Origin of the sequence: Kribbella sp. VKM Ac-2568, from assembly GCF_004345365.1 — a bacterium.
In the GTDB taxonomy this organism is placed as follows: Bacteria; Actinomycetota; Actinomycetes; order Propionibacteriales; family Kribbellaceae; genus Kribbella; species Kribbella orskensis.
In genome coordinates, this window is the sequence record NZ_SLVF01000005.1 from 207309 (window position 1) to 229150 (window position 21842).

Below are 21842 nucleotides of genomic sequence, written 5' to 3' on the forward strand. Positions count from 1 at the left end.
CCTTACTTCGCAGCCAGCTCGGCGGCCCGCTTGGCGGCGCCGTCCATCGTGTCGACCCGCTCGAGTCCGGCCAGGCCGGCCTCGTCGAGGATCCGGCGGCCCTCCTCGGCGTTGTTGCCGTCCAGCCGCACGACCAGCGGCTTGCTCACGTGCTCGTTGCGGCCGGCCAGCAGCTCGAACGCCTGCACGATGCCGTTCGCGACCGCGTCACAGGCGGTGATGCCGCCGAAGACGTTCACGAACACGCTCTCCACCTGCGGGTCGGAGATGATGATCTCCAGGCCGTTCGCCATCACCTCGGCGGAAGCGCCGCCGCCGATGTCGAGGAAGTTGGCCGGCTTGACGCCGCCGAACTCTTCACCGGCGTAGGCGACCACGTCGAGGGTCGACATGACCAGGCCGGCGCCGTTGCCGATGATGCCGACGGAACCGTCGAGCTTCACGTAGTTCAGGCCCTTGGCCTTCGCCATGGCCTCCAGCGGATCCTCGGCGGAGGAGTCGGCGAACTCGGCGAACTCCGGGTGCCGGAAGTCGGCGTTCTCGTCCAGGCTGACCTTGCCGTCCAGCGCCTCGACGTTGCCGTCCTTGAGCTTGACCAGCGGGTTCACCTCGACCAGCGTCGCGTCCTCGGCCAGGAAGACCTCGTACAGCTTGACGATCTCCGGGGCGACGGCGTCGATCACGTCGGCCGGGTAACCGGCCTGGGTGGCGATCTCGCGCGCCTTGGCCTCGTCCACCCCGGTGGCCGGGTCGATGGAGATCTTGGCGACCGCGTCGGGGTTCGTGTGCGCGACCTCCTCGATCTCCATGCCGCCGGCGGCGGAGGCGATGCACAGGTAGTTGCGGTTGGCGCGGTCGATCAGGAAGGAGAAGTAGTACTCCTCGGCGATCGCCGCGGCCGGCACGATGTTCAGGGTCTTGACGATGTGACCCTTGATGTCCAGGCCCAGGATCTCGCGGGCCTTCTCCTCCGCCTCGCCGGGCGAGGACGCCAGCTTGACGCCGCCGGCCTTGCCGCGGCCGCCGGTCAGCACCTGGGCCTTCACGACCACCGTGCCGCCGAGCTTCTCGGCCGCCGCGCGGGCTTCCTCGGGCGTGTGGACGACTTCACCCACCGTCGTCCGTACACCGTGCTTGGCGAAGACAGTCTTCGCCTGGTACTCCATCAAGTCCACGACTGTGGTCCCTCTCTCGCCTGTTCGAGTTGGGCCGCGGCGGGCTGCGGTGCGGAGAGGCACGGTCGCCGGCGCGTTCCGTCGGCCTGAGACTAGCCACCTCGGTGCCCGGCGCGACAGTCGGGGTACACGCTGAGACGACCGTCACAGCACCCTTGCGGCTGCGTGAAAGGCTGGATCACATGACAGAACCTTCGACCAGACCAGTTGACGACTGGTGGCGTAGTGCCGTCGTCTACCAGGTTTACCCGCGGTCATTCTCCGACGCGAACGGTGACGGCACCGGCGACGTGACCGGGATCCGGGCCCGGCTGCCCTACCTGGCCGATCTCGGCGTCGACGCGATCTGGATCAGTCCGTGGTACCCGTCCCCGCTGCTCGACGGCGGCTACGACGTGGCCGACTACCGCGACATCAACCCGATGTTCGGCACGCTGGCGGACGCGGACGCGCTGATCGAGGAGGCGCACGCGCTCGGGCTGCGGATCCTGATCGACCTGGTGCCGAACCACTGCTCCTGGGAGCACCCGTGGTTCAAGGCCGCGCTGGCCGCCGGCAAGGGCTCGCCCGAGCGGGACCGGTTCTGGTTCCGTGACAGCTTGCCGAACGGTCAGCCGCCGACGAACTGGCCGTCCGCCTTCGGTGGGCCGGCCTGGCAGCAGATCGACGACGGCCAGTGGTACCTGCACCTGTTCGACAACTCGCAGCCGGACTGGAACTGGGACCACCCGGACGTGATCGCCGAGTTCGACTCGATCCTGCGGTTCTGGTTCGACCGCGGCGTCGACGGCTTCCGGATCGACGTGGCCGACTCGATGGCCAAGGACGCGACGCTGCCCGACGTCTCGCTGCACAATGGCGAGCCGACCCACGAGAAGTACGTCGGCCACCCGTACTACGACCAGCCCGGCGTGCACCTGATCCACCAGCGCTGGCGCGCGATCGCCGACGAGTACGCTGACACGCCGCAGGGGCCGCGGGTGTTCGTCGCCGAGGCCTGGCTGTCCCCGGCGGAGCGGCTCGCGCAGTACGTCCGGCAGCACGAGTTGCACTCCGCGTTCAACTTCGACGTCCTGCAGTGTCCGTGGGACGCCAAGGCGCTCCGCGACGTCATCGACCACACCACCGAGAACCTGTGGGCCGTCGGGGCTCCGGCGACCTGGGTGCTGAGCAACCACGACACCATCCGGCACCGCACCCGGTACGGGCGTGACCAGCGCGAGGCCCTCGCCCCTGCGGGCACAGTGGCGACCGATCTCGAGCTCGGTCGACGCCGGGCCAGGGCGGCGGCTCTCCTAGAGCTGGCGCTCCCGGGTGGCGCGTACGTCTACCAAGGGGACGAGCTCGGCCTGCCGGAAGTCGAGGACCTGCCTGAAGAGGTCCTGGACGACCCGACCTGGAGGCGGTCGGGGCACAGCCGGCGTGGCCGTGACGGCTGCCGGGTGCCGGTCCCCTGGAGCGGCAGCGAACCGCCGTACGGGTTCGGTCCTGGCGAGGGGCAGCCGTGGTTGCCGCAGCCGGCCGACTGGGCTCCGCTGACCGCCGAGGCCGAGGCGAGCGACCCGGAGAGCCACCTGGCTCTCTACCGGGCGGCGCTGCGCGTCCGGCGTGAGCAGGAAGCCCTCGGCGAGGGCCGGATGACGTGGGACGAGGATGCTCCCGCCGGGGTGCTGTCCTTCACCCGCGACCCGGGCTTCCGCTGCGTGGTGAACCTCGGGGAGCAGACGATCGAACTGCCGGACTCCGCTGAAGTACTGCTCTCCAGCGAACCGCTGGTCGACGGCAAACTACCGGCCGACGCCTCTGTCTGGCTGCAGGTCTGACCATCCAGTGATGAATGAAGAGGGCTGGAACCGTTGCCGGTTCCAGCCCTCTTCATCTGTTCTCACTGCTGTCTAGCGCCTGTCCCGATCGCGTCGGTCCTGCTCTTCCCGATCGCGACGGTCCCGGTCTTCTCGGTCCCGGCGGTCCTGTTCCTCGCGGTCCCGGCGGTCCCGATCTTCCCGGTCCCGACGGTTTCGCTCGTCTCCGTAGCTCATCTCACACCTCCGACCTCACGGCAGCGACGATACGCCACCTTCAGCCCGTCGGTACCGCTGCTACTTGACGCCACCGGCGGTCAGTCCGGCGACGATCCGGCGCTGGAACAGCAGCACGGCGATCACCAGCGGAATGGTCACCACCACACCGGCGGCCATCTGGCTGCCGAACGGTTGGTCACGTCCCGACGCACCGGTGAACTGCGAGATCACCACGTTGGCGGTCTGGTACTCCTTCTTGTTCACCATGCTCAGCGCGATCAGGAACTCGTTCCAGGCCGCGATGAAGGTGATGATCGCGGTGGTGAACACACCCGGTGCGGCCAGCGGGAGGATCACCTTGCGGAACGCCTGGGCCGGCGTACAGCCGTCCACCATCGCGGCCTGCTCGAGCTCTCGTGGCATTTGTCGGAAGAACGCGGTCAGGAGCCACACCGCCAGTGGCAGCGCGAACGACAGGCTGGGCACGATCATCGCCTGGTAGGTGTTGATCCAGTCGATGTTGACGAACAGCTTCTTCAGCGGGATCACCAGCGAGATCCCCGGGAACATCGAGGTGACGATGATGATCGCCAGCACGAAGTTCTTGCCCCGGAACTCCAGCCGGGCCAGCGTGTAGGCCGCCACCATCCCGATGACCAGCGTCAGGACTGTCACCGTGCCGGCCACGATCAGGCTGTTCAGCAGACCACGCTGGAACCCGGTGCCGGACTTGAAGACGTCTTTGAAGTTGTCCAGCGAAATGGGCGACGGAATGATCGAGTTGTCGAACTGGTCGGCCGGCCGCCGCAGCGACGACACCACCATCCAGAAGAACGGCACCAGGCAGTAGAGCACGATCACCGCGACACCGATCAGCGGCAGCCAGCGCCGGTACCACGGCGCCTCGGCCGCCTTGACGTCGATCACCCTTGGGGCCTTCTCAGCAACAACAGTCATCATTCACCTCCTAAGCCGCCACCGGCGGTCAGTCCGGCCACCGGAGCGCCTGGGTCCGTCTGCTTGCCCCGGCCTCGCCCGTTCCTGCCGTTCTTCTTCGTCTTCCGCTGGATGGCGTCACCGAACACGTCGGCACCGAGCAGCTTCACGAACACGTACGCGACCACGGCGACGTAGATGAACAGCAAAGTCGCGTACGCCGCCGCCGGCCCGTACCGGGTCTGGTTGGCTTCGAGGTACGCCAGGATCGACAGCGTCTCGACCGACTCCTTGTTCGGGCCGACCAGCACGAACGGCAGGTCGAAGATCCGCAGCGTGTCGAGGATGCGGAACAGCACTGCCACCAGCAGTGCCGGCTTCACCAGCGGCATGGTGATCCGGGTGAACGTCTGCCAGACGCTGGCGCCGTCCACCTTCGCCGCCTCGTACACGTCGGTCGGAATCGTCTGCAGGCCCGCGAGCACCAGCAGCCCGATGAACGGCGCGGTCTTCCAGGTGTCGGCGACGATGACCGACAGCACCGACTGCCAGCCCTCGGTGGACCACAGGATCTGGGTGCCGAGCATCTCGTTGGCGATACCGTCGGCCTGGAAGATCCACTTCCACAGCAGCGCCGAGACGACGGTCGGGATCGCCCACGGGACCAGGATGCTGGCCCGCACGATGCCGCGGCCCCTGAACGCCTTGTGCATCACCAGGGCCATCATGACACCCAGCACGGTCTCCAGGACCACACAGGCGACGGTGAAGAACGTGGTGTTGTAGAAGGCGTTCCAGAATCGGGTCCCGGTCTCGCCGGAGAAGATCGCCGTGTAGTTGTCGAGCCCCACGAACTTGGAGCCCTGGACGATGAAGCCCGACTCGTCGATCTGTTGACCGCTCGTGTACAGCGACTCGCGCAACGCCGCGAGGATCGGCAACCCGACCACGAGGATCAGCACGATCATGGTCGGCGACAGCAGCAGCGCGGCCAGCCGACCGGTTCCCTCGTTGAACGAGGTCTGCCGCTTGGGCTTCTTGGTGGTTTCCGGCGTCGGCCGCTCTGCGACCGGGGCGGTTGTACTCACCTCTGCCTCCTTCTCTCTGCCCGCCTGCGGGCAGCGACACGCCGGGGCCGGCACGTAGCTGTGAAGCTGCGCGCCGGCCCCGCCGCTTCGGTCATTGCGTGATGAGCGAGCTCAACTTGGTCTGCAGTCCGGCCAACGCGTCCTTCGGCGTCATCGTGCCGGTCAGAGCGCCGTACGCCGCCTCCTGGATCGCGGTGGTGACGTCGCCGTACTTGACCACCTTCGGCCGCGACTTCGCACTCTCGATCGAGGCCTTCAGCGGAGCCAGGTACGGGAACTGCTTGTTCAGCGTGGGGTCGTCGTACAGCGAGGCCCAGGTCGGCGCCTGCGACGTCTTCTCGATGTTCGCCTTCTGCCGCTCCTCGCTGGACATGAACTTCATGAAGTCCGCCGCGGTCGCCTTGTTCTTGGCGAACTCCGAGATCGCGTAGTTGTGACCACCCAGGGTGGACACGCCCGCACCGGTCTGGCCCGGCAGCGGCGCGACGGCGAACTTGCCGGCGATCTTCGACGAGCCGTCCTTCGCCTGTGCCTTCGCGTACACGTACGGCCAGTTGCGGTGGAAGAGCAGGTTGCCCTCCTGGAACGCCCGGCGGCCTTCCTCTTCCTTGTAGGTGATGGCGGCCTTCGGGATGAAGCCCGTCTTGAAGCCCTCGGTCAGCGCGGTCAGACCGGCCAGCGCCTCCGGGGTGTCCACGTTCGGCTTGCCGTCGTCACCGACGACGACTCCACCGGCGCCGTTGACGGCCTCGGAGAAGTTGACGGTCAGGCCCTCGTACTTCTCGAACTGACCCGAGTAGCAGCCGATGTTCTTGCCCTCTGGCAGTGCCTTCACCTTGGTACAGGCGGTGACCATCTCTTCCCAGGTCTTCGGCGGCTGCAGACCGGCCTTGTCCAGCAGGTCCTTGCGGTAGTACAGCAGACCGCCGTCGGACGTGACCGGGATGCCGTACAGCTTGTCGCGGTACTTCGCGGTGTCGACCGTTGACGGCAGCAACTTCCCCAGGTCCGGGAACTCGCTCGGCTGCAACTCGGTGACCCAGCGGTTGGCCGCGAACTCGGCGGTCCAGACCACATCCATGTTCAGCACGCTGAACGCGTCGGACTTGTTCTGCGCGTTCGAGATCATCTGCGCGCGCTGCTGGTCCGCGGACTCAGGCAGCTCCGAGACAGTGACCTTCTCGTCCGGGTGCTGCGAGTTCCACGCGGCGACCTGGTTCGTCAGGTTCCCGGAGGTGTCCTTGCCGGTGGCAAAATTGATCGGGCCGCGACCCTCAAGCGCTCCCCCGGTCGAGGTACCTCCGCTGCTCTCATCGTTCCCGCCACCACACGCGGACGCAAGCAGCACAAGACCGCCTGCGACGGCCGCGGCGACCGCCCTGCGTGTGTGTGATCGTTCAAACCTCATCGTGTACCTGCCCTCTCCCGATGCGACATCGCTTGATCCTGCGCCGGCCGTTCGCAGTCCCCCACCGCCCTGCGAGTGGCCTTCTCCGGACAGTAACCGAGATCGGGGGCGATGTGTCCTGAGCCACACACGTTGCCGATCTCCGTAGAAAGACGGAGGAACGCATGGCTGTATGCGACCGCGATTCGACACCGCGCACAACCAGGTGTTTCTTAACGATTCGGTATTACCGATTAGTAACAAGCGTCTGGAGGGCAGGAATCACCGGATCGGCTGCACAAAGTCGCCGACACGCTCCGGAGCGGATCCGTCGCATGGCGCGCTGCGGCCGGGCGCGTCGCAAGCCCCCGCAGGATCAGGCTGCCTGCGGGGTCAGGATTCCTGGCGGTCAGGCGTCCTGGGCAGTGGTGGCCGAGGCGTCGCCGACGTTGGCCCGGACCCACTCGACGATCTCGACCGTGGTCGCGCCGGGGGTGAAGATCTTGTGCACGCCGAGCTCGGCCAGCGGCTGCAGGTCGGCCTCGGGGATGATCCCGCCGCCGAACACCACGATGTCGTCCGCGTCGCGCTCGGTGAGCAGTTCGCGGACCTTCTTGAACAGCGTCATGTGCGCGCCGGACAGCACCGACAGGCCGACCGCGTCGGCGTCCTCCGCGATCGCGGTCTCGACGATCTGCTCCGGGGTCTGGTGCAGCCCGGTGTAGATGACCTCCATGCCGGCGTCGCGCAGCGCCCGGGCGACCACTTTCGCGCCCCGGTCGTGGCCGTCCAGTCCCGGCTTGGCGACGACGACCCGCAGTGGGCTGGTGGCTGGCATGTGTGGGCCTCTCGATCTGTGGACACGGCCTTGCGCCGCGGCAGTCATCCAGACATTCGCAGGTTAGCCGAGCCGCACCTCACGGATAAGACACGGAGGTGTGTGTTCCCGGCCACGCGGCCAGACAACCGGTTACCGTGGAAAGAGATCGGACCAGTACGACGGGGGGTCTGATTCTGCGTGAGGAGTCGCCATGAGTGCCGAGGCGGTGGACGAACCGGGGAACTCGCAGGATGCCGCGACGCGGAGCAGCATCCGAGAGGCACTCGAGGGGCTGAAGTACGGCGCCCGCTCGGCGCTGTCCCCGCGTGTACTGCAGGGCGCGGCCGTGGAGCTCGGCTGGATCACCACCCATCTGGCGATGTACCCGCTCGGTCTGGTCACCGGCTCCGGTGACCGCACCAACCGGCTGACCCTCAACGGACTCACCCCGGCCCAGCGCAGCCTGCTGGTCGGCGACGTCCGCGCCGCCGGTACGCCGATCCTCCTGGCGCACGGGATCGTCGACAACCACACGGTCTTCGCGTTGATGCGGCGCCAGCTGCTCCGCCGGGGATTCACCCGGATCCACACCTTCTCCTACTCACCCCTGACGCTCGACGTCCGCAGTACGGCGGAACGGATGGGCGCGGAGATCGAGGCGATCTGCGAGGAGTCCGGGTCCGAGCAGATTCACGTGATCGGGCACAGCCTCGGCGGGCTGATCGCGCGATACTACGTCCAGCGGCTCGGCGGTGACGAGCGCGTGCACACCTGCGTGACGCTGGGGACTCCACACCAGGGCACCATGGCCGCCCGGCTGCTGCCGTGGCCGCTGGTGAAGCAGGTCCGGCCGGACAGCGACCTGATGGCCGAGCTGGACGAGCCGGCGCCGAACTGCGGGACCAGGTTCGTCGCGTTCTACAGCGACGTCGACCAGTTGATCGTGCCGCAGCGGCGGGCCCGGCTCCGGCATCCGGACCTGATCGCCCGCAATGTCAGGATCAACGGCGTCGGCCACCTCTCCCTGCCGTTCCACGGCGAAGTGGTGCACCAGATCACCGGGATGCTGGCGCATCTGGATGAACAGGACACAGTTGCCTGACCCGTCAGCCAACTAGCTCCTGACATAGCAGCTATCCCGGCGGTTCGGCGGATGCACGTGCAGCGGCTCATGCAAAAGTTTCGTGAAGGAGAGGCCGAAAAGGGGGTGGCGGGGTTTGTCGCCTCGTGACGGTTCCGTTATGGTGCATGAGCCCCCGGGGGGAATAGATCTCCCGGGAGCGGACAGTGCCCCTCCCCTGTGACCGAAAGGCCACGTTGTGTCCCAGCACCGTGCCGCGGCTAGCCGCGACACGCCAGGCAACGCTGCGCGCAAGCCCGGCGCAGGACGTCACGGCGCCAAACATCGTGTTGCCAGGCGTAACACCCCGAGCAGTACCCAGGTAGTCGGACTGACCGCCGCCCTCGCGGCAGCGGCAGGAGCTGTCGGCTTCAGCCACAGCTCGCTGGCCTCACCGACCCAGGCGAACTCAGCGGTCAACGTTGCTGCGCTCAGCATGGGCAGCGGCCAACTGTCCGACCTGACCACCGCGCGGATCGAGCGACGCCAGCTCGCCACCCGTGACTCCTCCCGCGTCGAGCTGTCCGGCGCTGATCTGACCAAGAAGCAGGCCGCGGCCGACCGGACCGCGAAGGCCCGGGCCGCCAAGCTCGATGCCACCCGTGCGCTGACCACCAAGCGCGCCACCGCCCTCGCCAAGGCCAAGGCCGCGGCCGACGCGGCGGAAGAGAAGCTCCGCACCTCAGCCACCCGCTGCGAGATGATGATCTCCGGCTACCACATCACCGCCACCTTCGGTCAGGGCGGCGGCCGCTGGGCCCGCAACCACACCGGCACCGACTTCGCCGCCCCGATCGGCACTCCGATCCGCTCGGTGATGAAGGGCGAGGTCGTCAGCGCCGAGTTCGCCGGGGCGTACGGCCGGCAGGTCCGGGTGCGGCACGAGGACGGCACCGAGACCTGGTACAACCACATGTCGAAGTTCAGCGTCTCGGTCGGCGAGACCGTGTACGCCGGCGACCAGGTCGGCGCGGTCGGAGTCACCGGCAACACCACCGGCCCGCACCTGCACTTCGAGGTACGCCCGGACGCCGGCGAGCCGATCGACCCGATGCCGTGGCTCCGCAGCCACTGCGGCCTCAACCCCTGAGCCGGCCCCTTCCTGCTCCGTCGGACCGGTTCTGAACCTCAGACGGACGTAAAGCTTTGGCGGCGCTGACAACTCCGCCGTTAGGCTGCCGCGCATGCGTCCGGCGCCTGGTGAAGTCCTGCATTTCTCCGAAGATCCGACGATCGACATCTTCCGGCCCCATCTCGCCCCGACCTCGGTGAAGACCACCCCGTACGTCTGGGCCGTCGGCCACGATCGCGCTCCTGACTACTGGTTCCCCCGGCAATGCCCTCGCGCCATGGCCTGGGTCGGCCCGGACACCACTCCCGCGGACCAGAGCCGCATCATCGGGGACGGCTGCGGCGCTCGGGTCCATGTGATCGAGTACGGCTGGCTGGAGGCCGTCCGCACGGTCGAGCTCTACGCGTACCACCTTCCCGCCGAGCCGTTCGAACCGGCCGAGGCCGCCGTGGTGGCGACGACCGAGGTGACGCCGTTGGGGCCGCCTGAGCGGGTGGGTGACCTGTTCGAGCTGCACGCCGAGGCCGGGATCCAGCTCCGCGTGCTGCCGCGGCTGCACGAGTTCTGGGATGCCGTGACCACCTCCACCCTCGAGTTCAGCGGCATCCGCCTGCGGAACGCCCTGCCGCGTTAGGCACGGGTTAGCCGCCGGCTCGCGAGGTGCCATCATTGAGCGGTGACGGCGGAGGCTCCTTATCGCGATCTGGCCGAGTCCGCCTGGCGCTGGGTGCTCGACCAGGTGCGCTGGCAGGACGGGCCCTGGATCCCTGAGGAGGTCGGCGGGGCTGACGTGCCGGACATCCCGCTCGAGCGCGACGGCACGTACGTCGGCGTCGGCGGACTCGCACATGTGCTGACCGAGATCCGGCTGTCCCGGCCGTGGACCGCCGAGGAGCAGACCCTGGCGGGAGCGATCGTCGAGCGAGCGGTGGGATCGCCGACAGCACGGACTGCACGTACTTCGACGGCCTGGTCAGCGGCATCGGAGTACTCACTGCACTAGGTGCCACGGTGCCGGCAGAAGCGGCAGTCGGGCGGCTCCTGGAGCTCGCGACGCCCGATGGTTGGCCGCAGACGCTGCTCGGGCCACCTACCTACCTTCCAGGCGCTCGCTTCAATGACCTGACACTGGGTGCGGCCGGAGTACTGCTTGGTGGGCTGTGGGCTCGACGGCACGGGGTGGACGGCGCCTGCGAGCTGAGTGACCATGCTGCTCGCGTGTTGCTGGCTGAGGCTGAGCACCTGCCGAGCGGTACGAACTGGCCATTCGTGGCCAAGCGCTTCCGGCCGGAGGCCGAGGGCACGCAGATGCCCAACCTGTCGCACGGCGTCGCGGGGGTCGCGGCCGCGGTGGCGCTCGCTGCCGCCGAGCTGGACCGCCCAGAGCTGGCTGCCGCCGCTCAGAGTGGCGCGGAGCACCTGGTGAGTCTCGGGGTGACGGACGGCCGCGGGTTCGTCGTACCGCGCTATATCCCGAGCGATGCCACCGATGAGGACGAGGTCACCTTCACCTGGTGTCACGGTGCGGCGGGGACGTCCTTGCTCTTCCTGGCGCTGGACCAGGCCGGTATCGAAGAGGTCCGAGGTGTGCCGCCGCTGACCTGGCACCAGCGCAGCCTGCACAGCGTCCGTACGTCGGGGCTGCCTGAGCGGCTTCACCCCGGCTTCTGGGACAACGACGGCCGCTGCTGCGGTACTGCGGGAGTCGGCGACGTCTTCCTGGACTCCTGGCAGCGGTCCGGGGACCAGCAGGACCTGGACTTCGCCGTACGGCTGGCCGACGCGTTGGTCGAGCGGGCGTTCGTGGACGGGCCGCACGCCTACTGGCGGTTCGTCGAGCATCGGGCGCCGGAGCCGTTGCTGCAGCCGCGGGTCGGCTGGATGCAGGGAGCGGCCGGGATCGCGGCGTACCTGTTCCGGACCGAGCGGGTGCTCGCCGACGGGTCCAAGGCGGAGTCGCTGCCGCGGATGGAGACCTGGTTCGCGCTGCCACCGACTGGAGTGGCCCAGGTCGGAGCGGAGCCGGCCGTCAGCGGCTCAGCGGCGCCACACTTCGGCGGTGGTCAAGAACGCGGAGGAGCCGGGCCGGTCGGCTGAGCCGTCGACCTGGACGAAGCCGGGCACGCTCGCGCCGCCGATCGAGACCGTCGCGGAGCGGACCGGGGCGATGACCAGGCTGAGGCTGTGGGTGCCCGCGGCGAGCTGGAAGTTGTCGGTGGCGAACAGCCGCCGGTCGAGCACGCCGCCCATCTCGATCTGGATGTCGGCCGCCTTCGCGCTCAGCCCGTCCGCCAGGTTCATCGAGACCTGGACGAGTTCCCGCTCGATCGCGGGCTCGTGCCACGGCAGCCCCTGGACCTCGAGGAACGAGCGGACGAAGTACCGCTCCAGCCAGGACGCGAGGTCGACATCCTCCGAGACCACCCGGACGATGCCGTCGAACCAGAGCACGACCGCCGTACCGGAGCCGCAGATCGACCAGTCGACCGTCCAGATCGACGCGAACGCGGTGACCTTGCCGTCGGAGTCGAACAGCCGCAGGCCAGGATTCGCTCCCGCCAGGATGATCCGGCGGTGGCTGTCAGGTGCCTTGGGCATGGCAGGACCTTCGTCCGGGGAGGGCCGAAAACACCGATTGTGTCAGCTGAGCCCCGGAACGCAACGGAAACGTCTCAGATCTTCTCCACCGGTGCGTAGCGCAGCAGCAGCCGTTTGACCCCTTCGGAGCCGAAATCGATGTCGGCCTGCGCCTGCTGACCCTCGCCCCGGACCACCACGACGGTGCCCATCCCGAAGGTGTCGTGCACCACCCGATCGCCCGGATTCAGGCTGATCACCGGCTTGTCCGAGGCCGTACGGCGGGCCGGCTCCCAGCGGCTGGTGACTCCGCTGGCTCCGCCCGAGGACGTCCCGGTGCCGGACCAGCGGGTGATCGCGGACTCGTCGCGGCGCCAGTCCAGCAGCTCCGCCGGGATCTCCTCGAGGAACCTGGACGGCGGGTTGTGCTGCGGAGCGCCGTACGCACTGCGGACAGCGGCCCGGGAGATCGCCAGCCGCTGCCGCGCGCGGGTGATCCCGACGTACGCGAGCCGCCGCTCCTCCTCGAGCTCCTTCATGTCCGTGAGCGACCGGGAGTGCGGGAAGACGCCGTCCTCCATGCCGGTCAGGAAGACCACCGGGAACTCGAGGCCCTTCGCGGTGTGCAGGGTCATCAGCGTGACGACGCCACCGTCGTCGGCGGCGTCGGGGATCTGGTCCGCGTCCGCGACCAGGGCGACCCGCTCGAGGAACGCCTGCAGGTCCGACGGCTCGGCCGCGGCCGTCCGCTCCTCGACGAACTCGCGAGCCACCGAGATGAACTCGTCGAGGTTCTCCAGCCGGGTCTCGTCCTGGGGATCCGGCGACTTCTGCAGCTCCTCGTAGTACCCGGAGCGGTGCAGGGCGACGTCCAGGATGTCGTCCGGCGGGGCGCCCGAGTCGACCATCGCGGTGAGCTCGTCGAGGATGTCGACGAACGCCTGCACCGCGTTGACGCTGCGGCTGGCCATCGCCGGGGCGTCCTGGGCCCGGCGCAGCGCGGCCGAGAAGGGGATCCGATCCCGTTGCGCGAGCGCCTCGATGGCGGCCTCGGCGCGGTCGCCGATCCCCCGCTTCGGCACGTTCAGGATCCGGCGCAGCGAGACCAGGTCCTCGGGGTTCACCAGCACCCGCAGGTAGGCCAGCGCGTCGCGGACCTCCTTGCGCTCGTAGAACCGGACACCGCCGACCACCTTGTACGGATGGCCGGTGCGGATGAAGACCTCCTCGAACACGCGGGACTGGGCGTTCGTCCGGTAGAACACCGCCACGTCCGACGGCTTCACCCCGTCGGCGTCGGTGAGCCGGTCGATCTCGTCCGCGACGAACTGCGCCTCGTCGTGCTCGTTGTCCGCCACGTAGACGGCGATCTGCTCGCCCTGGCCCGAGTCGGACCACAGGTTCTTCGCCTTGCGGCCCTCGTTGCGGCTGATCACCGCGTTCGCCGCGGTCAGGATCGTCTGGGTGGAGCGGTAGTTCTGCTCCAGCAGGATCGTCTCGGCGTTGGTGAAGTCCTCCTCGAACGCGAGGATGTTGCGGATCGTCGCGCCCCGGAAGGCGTAGATCGACTGGTCCGCGTCACCGACCACCATCAGCTCGGCCGGCGGGCTGACCGGCCCGTCGTTCGGCCCCGGCTCGAGGTCCGCGCACAGCTCCCGGATCAGCGTGTACTGCGCGTGGTTGGTGTCCTGGTACTCGTCGACGAGCACGTGGCGGAACCTGCGGCGGTAGTACTCGCGGACCTCCGGGAACGCCTGCAGCAGGTTCACCGTGGTCATCAGCAGGTCGTCGAAGTCCAGCGCGTTCGCCTGCGCGAGCCGCTCCTGGTAGATCCGGTAGCACTCGGCGTAGGTCTCCTCGAGGTGGTTCGAGGCCTTCGCCGCGGACGTCTCGTGGTCGATCAGCTCGTTCTTCTGGGTGCTGATCCAGTTCAGCACCGCGCGCGGGTTGTACCGCTTGACGTCCAGGTCGAGCTCCCGGCACACCAGCGTCATCAGCCGCCGCGAGTCGGTGTCGTCGTAGATCGAGAACGTCGAGCTGATCCCGAACCGCTTGATGTCGCGGCGCAGGATCCGCACGCACGACGAGTGGAACGTCGAGACCCACATCAGCTTCGCGCGCGGCCCGACCAGCTCGACCACCCGCTCCCGCATCTCCGCGGCCGCCTTGTTGGTGAACGTGATCGCCAGGATCGACCCGGGATGCGCGTCCCGCGCCGCCAGCAGATAGGCGATCCGCCGGGTCAGCACCCGCGTCTTGCCCGAGCCGGCACCCGCCACCACGAGCAGCGGTTTCCCGGCGTGCACGACAGCGGCCCGCTGCTGCGGGTTCAGCCCCTCGAGCAGCGATTCCGGGTCGGTCCGGTGCTTCTTGGGCTCCTCGAGCGGCACCGGCAGTTCGTCTGGAGAGAAGAGCGTCGTCATCACCCCCCAGCCTAGGCGCTCCCCCGGACAGTTCCCGTACTACGTGCCGCCCCGCCCCCAGGTCACCGCTGACCGAACACCCGCCACCTCCCGGCAACGCAGTACCGGCGGGGCAGTACCGCGGGCGCAGTACCGGTGGCCGATCGGCTGGTGGCCGGTCAGCCGGTTGGGCGGTGTGCGGGAGGGGGTTGGGTCGCGAGGCTGGAGGAGACAGGAAGAGAGGTCGGGTCGTGGGAAATGTCGGTACGGAGAGGAAGGATGTGGACACCAGGGCCGCGTTGGGGCGGGTGCGGGGATTGGTGGGGGTGTATCTGGCGATCAGCGTCCTCACCTTGGCGGCAATCGTGCTGCTTCGGCGTCACGTGGAGGTCGTCACTGATGCGGTGTGGGTCAGAGGGACCATCGTCGTGGGTAGCGCGACGTTGATGTCGGTTTTCGCCGCCAGGGCCGCGAATGGCTCGAAGGGCGCCTTCCGGCGGTTGCGGGTGCTTTCGGCGGTGATGGTGGTGGCGATCGTGGTGATCGTCGCGATCCCGGGGATGTTCCCCGTGTGGATGAAGATCGATCAGGCGGTCTGCGGAGTGGTGCTGCTCGGGGTCGTCCTGGTTGTCAACGGCAAGCACCTTCGGGCTGCGTTCGGCGAGCGCTAGATTGGCTGACGTGAGCAGCCTCGCGGTGGACGTGCGGGGGCGGCCGTGGTCGCCGGCCGTCATCGTCGCGCCGTACGTCGTGCTCGCCGCGCTGGCGCTCTGCACGGTGATCATCAAGCAGGGCGAGACCTCGTCGCTGCTCGTCGATCTGGCGCTGTGCGCGGCGGCCGCCGCGTGGATCGCGTGGATGGTCACCCTGCACCCCGGCTGGCGGGATCGGCCGCGCACCATGGTGATCTTCTTCACCGGGCTGATCGCGATCCTGGCCGTTCTCGTCGTCAGGGATCCGTGGTTCGGGATCTTCGCGCCGGTCGCCTACATCTACGCCTTCAGAGTCCTGCGCTGGCCGTGGCTGCTGGCCGGCGCCGCCGCGGTGGCGATGCTGGCCGGTACCGCGCAGGCCTCCAGCGTCGACAAGTCCACGGTCTTCGGGCTGATCGGGTACTTCGCCGTCCTGGCCGTGAACGTGGTCCCGATGTGTGGTTACGCCTGGATCGAATGGCACCAGGCGAAGCAGCACGACCAGCGGGACAACGCCCTCGCGGAGGTGAGTCAGGCCAACCGCGAGCTCGAGGCGATGCTGGCCGAGAACGCCGCCCTGCACGAGCGTCTCCTGGTCCAGGCGAGAGAAGCCGGAGTACTCGACGAGCGCCAGCGGATGGCACGCGAGATCCACGACACCCTGGCGCAGGGGCTGACCGGGATCATCACGCAGTTGCAGGCGGTCGAGCAGGCCCGCGAGGATCCGGCGCGGTGGCGCAGGCACGTCGAGGCCGCGACCGGCCTGGCCCGCGAGAGTCTGTCGGAGGCGCGCCGATCGGTCCACGCGCTGCGCCCCGAACCGCTGCGGACGGCCCGCCTCGCTGACGCGCTGGCCGACGTCGGCGACCGCTGGTCGAGTCTCCACAAGGTCCCGATCGAGGTCACGACGACGGGCACCCCGCGGCCGATGCACCCCGAAGCCGAGGTCGCGCTGCTCCGTACCGCGCAGGAGGCGCTCGCCAACATCGCCAAGCATGCAAGGGCGACCCGCGTCGGCGTCACCCTGTCCTACCTCGAGCACGAGATCGCCCTCGACGTCCGCGACGACGGCACCGGCTTCACACCTCAAGACCTTGTACTGCGGACGCGGGCCGGCGTCGACGGACAGCGCGAGGGCGCCGAGGAGTCGCGTGAGGGCGGCGGGTTCGGCCTGGTCGCGATGCGGGAGCGGATCGAAGGCCTCTCCGGCGCCCTGCAGGTGGAATCCGAACCAGGCAACGGCACCGCGATCTCCGCCCGCATCCCGGCGACCTTCGCAGGAGCCACCGCATGACGGGCCACGACCCCGACGCAAACCTCAACCCCGCGGGCGACCCGAACCCCAACCCCGCGAGCGATCCGATCAGGCTGCTGATCGTGGACGACCATCCGGTGGTCCGGGACGGGTTGATCGGGATGTTCGCGCCCGACCCCGCGTTCGAAGTACTGGGTGAGGCTTCCGACGGTGCCGAGGCGCTCAGACTCGCCCCGGCGCTCCGGCCCGACGTGATCCTGATGGATCTGCGGATGCCCGGTATGGACGGCCTCACCGCGATCAAGGAGTTCGCGAGCCGCGGCATCACCGCCCGGATCCTGGTCCTGACCACCTACGACACCGACAGCTACGTAGTACCGGCGATCGAGGCGGGCGCGACCGGCTACCTGCTCAAGGACGCACCCCGCGACGAACTCATCCGAGCGGTCCGAGCAGCGGCCGCCGGGCAGTCCGTCCTGTCGCCATCGGTCGCCACCCGCCTGGTCAACAGAGTCCGTACGCCGGAAGTGGAGCCGCTGCTCAGTCAGCGAGAACTCGAGGTCCTCGAACTGGTCGCGGCCGGCAGCACCAACCGTGAGTCCGCCGCGAAGCTGTTCATCAGCGAGGCGACGGTGAAGAGTCACCTGCTGAACATCTACGCCAAGCTCGACGTCAACGATCGCGCGGCCGCGGTCGCGGAGGCCTTCAGACGAGGGCTGCTGCGATCGGATCGGCTGTGAGCAGACCTGCTAGCAGCAGAAAACCTGGGGTTCGGCGAGCCTGGTCGGACAAGGTGGAGACATGTCCGATGAGAACAAGGTCTTGCTGTTCAACGAGCAGTCCCGGCAGCAGTTGTTCCGCCAGCGGGTCGTCGTCCTCGACGGCCAGCTGAACGACGACAACGGCACGCTGCTGGCCACCCAGATCCTCACCCTCGCGGCCGAGGATTCCACCACCGACATCGCCTTGTGGATCCACTCGATCGGCGGCTCGGTGCCGTCGATGCTCGCCATCCGCGACGTCATGCGGCTGGTGCCGTGCGACGTCTCGACACTCGTCCTCGGGCTGGCCTGCAGTGCCGGTCAGTTCCTGCTCTCCGCCGGTACTCCGGGGAAGCGGTTCGCCCTGCCGCACGCGCGGGTCCTGATGCACCAGGGCTCGGCCGGCATCGGCGGGTCGGCCGTCGAGATCGAGATCCAGGCGAACGACCTGCGCCACATCCGGGACACCGTGCTCGGGTTGATCGCGCAGGACACCGGTCAGCCACGGTCCACGGTTTTCGAGGACTCGCTGCACGACCACTGGTACACGGCCGAGCAGGCCCTCGAGTACGGCTTCATCGACCACGTGGTCTCGTCCTTCGACCAGGTGATGCCACTGCGGAACCACGGAACACCAGCAGAGGTACAGGCAACTGAACAAGTAGCAGCGAAGGCGGGAGCGGCCTGATGAGCAGTTACACGATTCCCAGCGTGATCACCCAGCACCCGCGGGGCGAGCGGATCATGGACGTCTACTCGCACTTGCTGAGTGAACGCGTCATCTACCTCGGCACCGGCATCGACGCCGGCGTCGCGAACGCGATGATCGCCCAACTGCTCCACCTGGAAGCCGACAAGCCGGAGCAGCCGATCAACCTCTACATCAACTGCGAGGGCGGTGACATGACCGCGATGCTGGCGATCTACGACACCATGCAGTTCGTCCGATCCCCCGTCGCGACCTTCTGCGTCGGGCAGGCGATCGCCGCCGGCGCAGTACTGCTGGCTGCCGGCGCACCCGGTCAGCGGGCGATCCTGCCGCACGCGCGCGTGGTCCTGCACCAGCCGGCCGCCCGTGGGCAGGGGACGATCCCCGACCTGATCCTGCAGGCCGACGAGGTGGTCCGGGTTCGCAGCCAGGTGGAGACGATCCTGTCCGCGCACACCGGGCAGACGGTGGAGCGGCTGCGGCACGACACCGATCGGGATCACGTCCTGACGGCGGAGACGGCCCGCGAGTACGGCGTCGTCGACGAGGTCATCCAGCATCGCTTCCCCGTCGCCGTCCTGGAAGGCGCCGGCATCCACCACCCGACCGCCGCCAGCGCTTGACCAGGCGGGGGCGGGGCAAGGCCGGCGCCATCCACGCGAAAGACCGGTGTGTGGGGCGGTGTCTTCCGGGCAAAAGCCAGTGGCGGAGGACGCTAGGGTCACTGACGTGAGTGTGCCCGTTGGTAATCCCCGCCCTGACGACGAGATCGAGCGCGTGCTGGCGATCGTCGCGCATCCGGACGACATCGACTTCGGCGGCGCCGGCACGGTGGCCAAGTGGACCCGGGCCGGGATCGAGGTCAGCTACTGCATCGTCACCGACGGCCAGGCCGGTGGCTTCGAGCCGGACCGCGACCGTGCTGAGATGCCCGCGGTCCGGCGGGCCGAACAGACCACCGCCGCCGAGCACGTCGGCGTACACGACCTGCATTTCCTCGGGTACGAGGACGGATCGGTCGAGCCCACCAGGGAGCTCATCCGCGACCTGGTCCGAGTGATCCGCCAGGTCCGCCCACGGCGGCTGCTCGGGCAGTCCCCCGAACGCAACTGGTCGCGCCTGCCGGTCTCGCACCCGGATCACATGGCGACGGCAGAAGCCACCGTCCGCGCGTTCTACCCGGCGGCAGGCAACCCGTACGCGTTCCCCGAGCTCGAGGCCGACGGCCTGAAGGCGTGGGACGTGGGCGAGCTCTGGATGATGGAACACCCCGAGCGCAACCACTACGTCGACATCACCGGCGTGTACGACGCCAAGCTCGCCGCGCTGATGTCGCACGCCAGTCAGCACCAGAACCCCGACGGTCTGCCCACCATGATCCAGGGGTGGATGCGCGAGAACGCCGCCACCGCGGGTTTCCCCGAAGGCCACCTCGCCGAACCCTTCACCGTCATCCGCCTCCACTGAGGAGACACGGCCCGCCTCGACGAACTCGATGCGGGCCAAGGACCTCCCTTCTCCACCGACTTCACCGCCGAGGATCAGGAGATAAGCACCACAGCCCGGTGAAATGCGGCGCAGCCCGGTGAATAAAGGATTTGCCGTCAGCGAGGTGTGCGGTGATGCTCGCCGCATGACTTCACTTCATCATGCGGTGGTCGGCACTGGGCCGGCTGTTCTGTTGGTTCATGCCGGTGTGGCGGACTCCCGGATGTGGGCCGGGCAGGTCGAGGACCTGCGCCGGGACCACCAGGTCATCACGCTCGACCTTCGGGGGTACGGCGAGACGCCGCTGGAGGTGGCCGAGAAGTACTCCGATGCCGGGGATGTGCTGGAGTTGCTCGACCACCTCGGGATCGGTACCACGGCGGTGGTCGCGGCGTCGTACGGGGCGAACGTGGTGCTGCAGGCTGCGAGCAGGGCGCCGGAGAGGTTCAGCCGGCTGGTACTGATGTCGCCGCCGGTGGACGGGGTGGAGCCGACGGAGGACCTCAGGGCGTTCTGGGCCGAGGAGAACCGCCTGCTGGAGGCAGGGGACGTCGACAGCGCGACCGCACTCAACGTGGAGATCTGGCTCGGCCCGGAGGCGGATGCCGAGGCCCGCGAGCTCCTGCGGGTCATGCAGGCGCGGGCGTTCGAGGTGCAGATAGCCGCCGGCGACGACGTGGACAACGAGGAGTACGAGGTGACTCCGGCCGCGATCACCGCGCCGGTCAAGCTCTTCAGCGGGGCGCACGACCTGCAGTTCTTCCGCGAGGGCGCGGCGCTCCTGGCCACCCAACTGCCCGACGTCGAGTACGTCGAACTGCCGTGGGCCGGACACCTGCCGACCCTGGAACGTGCCGCGGAAGGGATCGACCTGGTCCGCACGGCACTTACCGTGCAGGGATGAAGCTCTGAAAACGCCGCCGGCCGGAGAACCCCTGGGGTCTCCGGCCGGCGGCGTAGTACAGCGAATCAGTCTGCGAGGGCACCCATCGGGTCCCAGGCGGGGAGGACGATCGGGGCGTCGTCGAGGCGGGCCTGGAGCTCTGCCGGGAGGGCGGAGCGGCGGACCGCGATCTCGAAGACGTGCTCGCCGAACCACGAGTCGTTCATGGTCCAGAAGCCGCTGTCGGCCTTCTCGTCACCCCAGCTGTTCTCCACCCGCCAGCGGCGCGGCTTGCCGTCGACCAGGTCGACGCCGGTGAAGAGCATCGCGTGCGTCATCAGCGTCTCGTGGTGCAGCAGCCGCTCGGCCTTGTTCAGGCTGAACTCGGTGTCGTAGACGGCCTCGTAGTCGTACAGCTTGGCGTCCCAGTAGCCGAGGTCGGCCGACATCTGCTTGCCGACGTCGCAGCCGAACCAGACCGGCTCGCCACCGACGATCGCATCCTGGGCGAGCTGCTTCATCAGGTCCACCTCGACGTTCAGGTAGACCACCGGCGGGGCGTCGATGACGTTGCCCAGGTAGTCGACGGTGAAGGTCTTGCCGGTCGGGCTGGACTCGCGCGGGTCGTGCACGATGCAGACGTACTCGTCGACCGGCAGCGTGACGTACGCCTCGGCGAACTCCGCCGGAGTGGTCCAGCCGTCGCGGTGGAAGCCCTTGTCGCTGTCCTTCCACTGCCACAGGAACTTCTGCGGCGGTGTGCCGAGGTGGATGCTCAGCACCCGGTGCACGGTGGTCAGGATCTCCTGCTTGCGGGCCCGCTGCGCCTCGACGCCGTCGATGGTGCGCAGGTCCCGGGCGCCCTGGCGGAGCACCTTGCGGAGGGTGTCGTTCAGCTGGGCGGTGGCCGACGAGCTCTCGGTCTCCGGCATCGCGGTCTTCGGCACCAGACCGTGCTTGCGGACCAGCGCGACGAACATGTTCCACTGGCCGCCGTCACCGATCGGGTCGGACAGCAGGTGCGCCACCGTCCGGTCGTCGACGTCGCGCTCGGCGGTCTCGATCATCGCCTCGAGGAAGAAGTTGGACCGCTCGAACTTGTCCCAGAACAGCAGGTAGTTCTGGGAGAACTCGAAGTCCTTGACCCCGAGCTTGTCCGCGGCGCCGACCCGCAGCAGGTTCAGGCCGGCGAACAGCCAGCAGCGGCCGCTCTTCTTCTGATTCGTCACCTTCCAGTCGTCCAGCAGGTTCGACACCGAATGGTCGAGCGAGGTGACGACCTGACGGTCCAGGGCGATCTTGGCGACCGGCGTCTCCGTGACGGCGTTCTGCATCACCCGGTACGACGGGCGCGATGCGAACTCCTTCTCGAAGAGCTCGAGCTGTTCGGGGGTGAGATTCCGCTCCATGAGAGTCGACGGTATAACAGCGGCAAAGCTCCTTGCGCCCCTGACGG

General features: G+C 68.3%; 21 protein-coding genes. 13 read left to right on the forward strand and 8 right to left on the reverse strand.

Annotated features, from left to right (window positions below; all coding sequences use genetic code 11):
- Positions 1 to 2: 2 nt before the first annotated feature.
- Positions 3 to 1175, reverse strand: a complete 1173-nt coding sequence (gene sucC, locus EV648_RS15510; protein ID WP_132291143.1) for an ADP-forming succinate--CoA ligase subunit beta — start codon at positions 1173 to 1175, stop codon at positions 3 to 5.
- Between the two features lie 182 nt (positions 1176 to 1357).
- Here sucC and EV648_RS15515 point away from each other — a divergent pair, with 182 nt between their 5' ends.
- Positions 1358 to 2998, forward strand: coding sequence for a glycoside hydrolase family 13 protein (locus EV648_RS15515; protein ID WP_132291145.1), 1641 nt, complete (start codon positions 1358 to 1360; stop codon positions 2996 to 2998).
- 276 nt (positions 2999 to 3274) lie between these two features.
- Here the strand turns inward: EV648_RS15515 and EV648_RS15520 are convergent, their stop codons facing one another.
- The 4 genes from EV648_RS15520 to EV648_RS15535 all read right to left on the reverse strand — a co-directional run bounded on the left by EV648_RS15520 (position 3275) and on the right by EV648_RS15535 (position 7445).
- Positions 3275 to 4153: a carbohydrate ABC transporter permease gene (locus EV648_RS15520; RefSeq protein WP_132186831.1), complete on the reverse strand. Its 879-nt coding sequence runs from the start codon at positions 4151 to 4153 to the stop codon at positions 3275 to 3277.
- Positions 4153 to 5220 carry a carbohydrate ABC transporter permease gene (locus tag EV648_RS15525; RefSeq protein WP_241995212.1) on the reverse strand — a complete coding sequence of 356 codons (1068 nt, stop codon included), beginning with the start codon at positions 5218 to 5220 and terminating at the stop codon, positions 4153 to 4155. The genes EV648_RS15520 and EV648_RS15525 overlap by 1 nt, the downstream gene beginning before the upstream one ends.
- A gap of 91 nt (positions 5221 to 5311) precedes the next feature.
- Entirely contained in the window at positions 5312 to 6568 is a 1257-nt protein-coding gene (locus tag EV648_RS15530) for an ABC transporter substrate-binding protein (protein ID WP_241995214.1), read from the reverse strand.
- Between the two features lie 448 nt (positions 6569 to 7016).
- The gene (locus EV648_RS15535; protein WP_132291151.1) at positions 7017 to 7445 is read right to left on the reverse strand and encodes a cobalamin B12-binding domain-containing protein; all 429 of its coding nucleotides are present in this window, start codon (positions 7443 to 7445) and stop codon (positions 7017 to 7019) included.
- Between the two features lie 193 nt (positions 7446 to 7638).
- Here EV648_RS15535 and EV648_RS15540 point away from each other — a divergent pair, with 193 nt between their 5' ends.
- The 5 genes from EV648_RS15540 to EV648_RS15555 all read left to right on the forward strand — a co-directional run bounded on the left by EV648_RS15540 (position 7639) and on the right by EV648_RS15555 (position 11716).
- A complete protein-coding gene (locus tag EV648_RS15540) occupies positions 7639 to 8529 on the forward strand; it encodes a triacylglycerol lipase (RefSeq protein ID WP_132291154.1) in 891 nt (296 codons plus the stop codon).
- 217 nt (positions 8530 to 8746) lie between these two features.
- Entirely contained in the window at positions 8747 to 9637 is an 891-nt protein-coding gene (locus tag EV648_RS15545) for a M23 family metallopeptidase (RefSeq protein ID WP_241995216.1), read from the forward strand.
- Positions 9638 to 9731: 94 nt separating this feature from the next.
- Positions 9732 to 10253, forward strand: coding sequence for a DUF6886 family protein (locus EV648_RS15550; RefSeq protein WP_132291157.1), 522 nt, complete (start codon positions 9732 to 9734; stop codon positions 10251 to 10253).
- Between the two features lie 42 nt (positions 10254 to 10295).
- A complete protein-coding gene (locus tag EV648_RS42590) occupies positions 10296 to 10622 on the forward strand; it encodes a hypothetical protein (RefSeq protein ID WP_158293991.1) in 327 nt (108 codons plus the stop codon).
- Positions 10623 to 10630: 8 nt separating this feature from the next.
- Entirely contained in the window at positions 10631 to 11716 is a 1086-nt protein-coding gene (locus EV648_RS15555) for a lanthionine synthetase LanC family protein (protein ID WP_158293992.1), read from the forward strand.
- Here the strand turns inward: EV648_RS15555 and EV648_RS15560 are convergent.
- Positions 11657 to 12217 carry a hypothetical protein gene (locus EV648_RS15560; protein WP_132186826.1) on the reverse strand — a complete coding sequence of 187 codons (561 nt, stop codon included), beginning with the start codon at positions 12215 to 12217 and terminating at the stop codon, positions 11657 to 11659. The two genes, EV648_RS15555 and EV648_RS15560, sit on opposite strands and share 60 nt — an antisense overlap.
- Before the next feature lie 74 nt (positions 12218 to 12291).
- Entirely contained in the window at positions 12292 to 14619 is a 2328-nt protein-coding gene (pcrA, locus tag EV648_RS15565; protein ID WP_132186825.1) for a DNA helicase PcrA, read from the reverse strand.
- 299 nt (positions 14620 to 14918) lie between these two features.
- Between pcrA and EV648_RS15570 the strand changes: the two genes are divergently transcribed.
- From EV648_RS15570 to EV648_RS15600, 7 genes are all read left to right on the forward strand, one after another.
- Complete coding sequence (locus EV648_RS15570) at positions 14919 to 15269, forward strand: hypothetical protein (protein WP_199234632.1); 351 nt, start codon at positions 14919 to 14921, stop codon at positions 15267 to 15269.
- Between the two features lie 10 nt (positions 15270 to 15279).
- Positions 15280 to 16584, forward strand: coding sequence for a sensor histidine kinase (locus EV648_RS15575; RefSeq protein ID WP_199234633.1), 1305 nt, complete (start codon positions 15280 to 15282; stop codon positions 16582 to 16584).
- Positions 16581 to 17285 carry a response regulator transcription factor gene (locus tag EV648_RS15580; RefSeq protein ID WP_132291166.1) on the forward strand — a complete coding sequence of 235 codons (705 nt, stop codon included), beginning with the start codon at positions 16581 to 16583 and terminating at the stop codon, positions 17283 to 17285. The genes EV648_RS15575 and EV648_RS15580 overlap by 4 nt, the downstream gene beginning before the upstream one ends.
- Before the next feature lie 61 nt (positions 17286 to 17346).
- Positions 17347 to 17994, forward strand: a complete 648-nt coding sequence (locus tag EV648_RS15585; protein ID WP_132291169.1) for a ClpP family protease — start codon at positions 17347 to 17349, stop codon at positions 17992 to 17994.
- On the forward strand, positions 17994 to 18638 hold the full coding sequence (locus tag EV648_RS15590) for a ClpP family protease (protein ID WP_132291172.1): 645 nt from the start codon (positions 17994 to 17996) through the stop codon (positions 18636 to 18638). Before EV648_RS15585 ends, EV648_RS15590 begins: the two co-directional genes overlap by 1 nt.
- Positions 18639 to 18744: 106 nt before the next feature.
- Entirely contained in the window at positions 18745 to 19482 is a 738-nt protein-coding gene (locus EV648_RS15595) for a PIG-L deacetylase family protein (RefSeq protein ID WP_132291175.1), read from the forward strand.
- A gap of 166 nt (positions 19483 to 19648) precedes the next feature.
- Complete coding sequence (locus EV648_RS15600; RefSeq protein ID WP_132291178.1) at positions 19649 to 20407, forward strand: alpha/beta fold hydrolase; 759 nt, start codon at positions 19649 to 19651, stop codon at positions 20405 to 20407.
- 65 nt (positions 20408 to 20472) lie between these two features.
- Here EV648_RS15600 and EV648_RS15605 read toward each other — a convergent pair whose 3' ends face one another.
- Positions 20473 to 21795 carry an aminopeptidase C gene (locus tag EV648_RS15605; RefSeq protein WP_132291181.1) on the reverse strand — a complete coding sequence of 441 codons (1323 nt, stop codon included), beginning with the start codon at positions 21793 to 21795 and terminating at the stop codon, positions 20473 to 20475.
- Between the last annotated feature and the right edge of the window lie 47 nt (positions 21796 to 21842).

Excerpts from the sequence above, each read along its gene's own strand:
- EV648_RS15515 (WP_132291145.1), top strand. The coding sequence starts at position 1,358 with ATGACAGAACCTTCGACCAGACCAGTTGACGACTGGTGGCGTAGTGCC.
- EV648_RS15520 (WP_132186831.1), bottom strand. The coding sequence starts at position 4,153 with ATGACTGTTGTTGCTGAGAAGGCCCCAAGGGTGATCGACGTCAAGGCG.
- EV648_RS15535 (WP_132291151.1), bottom strand. The coding sequence starts at position 7,445 with ATGCCAGCCACCAGCCCACTGCGGGTCGTCGTCGCCAAGCCGGGACTG.
- EV648_RS15540 (WP_132291154.1), top strand. The coding sequence starts at position 7,639 with ATGAGTGCCGAGGCGGTGGACGAACCGGGGAACTCGCAGGATGCCGCG.
- EV648_RS15550 (WP_132291157.1), top strand. The coding sequence starts at position 9,732 with ATGCGTCCGGCGCCTGGTGAAGTCCTGCATTTCTCCGAAGATCCGACG.
- EV648_RS15560 (WP_132186826.1), bottom strand. The coding sequence starts at position 12,217 with ATGCCCAAGGCACCTGACAGCCACCGCCGGATCATCCTGGCGGGAGCG.
- pcrA (WP_132186825.1), bottom strand. The coding sequence starts at position 14,619 with ATGACGACGCTCTTCTCTCCAGACGAACTGCCGGTGCCGCTCGAGGAG.
- EV648_RS15580 (WP_132291166.1), top strand. The coding sequence starts at position 16,581 with ATGACGGGCCACGACCCCGACGCAAACCTCAACCCCGCGGGCGACCCG.
- EV648_RS15585 (WP_132291169.1), top strand. The coding sequence starts at position 17,347 with ATGTCCGATGAGAACAAGGTCTTGCTGTTCAACGAGCAGTCCCGGCAG.
- EV648_RS15590 (WP_132291172.1), top strand. The coding sequence starts at position 17,994 with ATGAGCAGTTACACGATTCCCAGCGTGATCACCCAGCACCCGCGGGGC.
- EV648_RS15600 (WP_132291178.1), top strand. The coding sequence starts at position 19,649 with ATGACTTCACTTCATCATGCGGTGGTCGGCACTGGGCCGGCTGTTCTG.
- EV648_RS15605 (WP_132291181.1), bottom strand. The coding sequence starts at position 21,795 with ATGGAGCGGAATCTCACCCCCGAACAGCTCGAGCTCTTCGAGAAGGAG.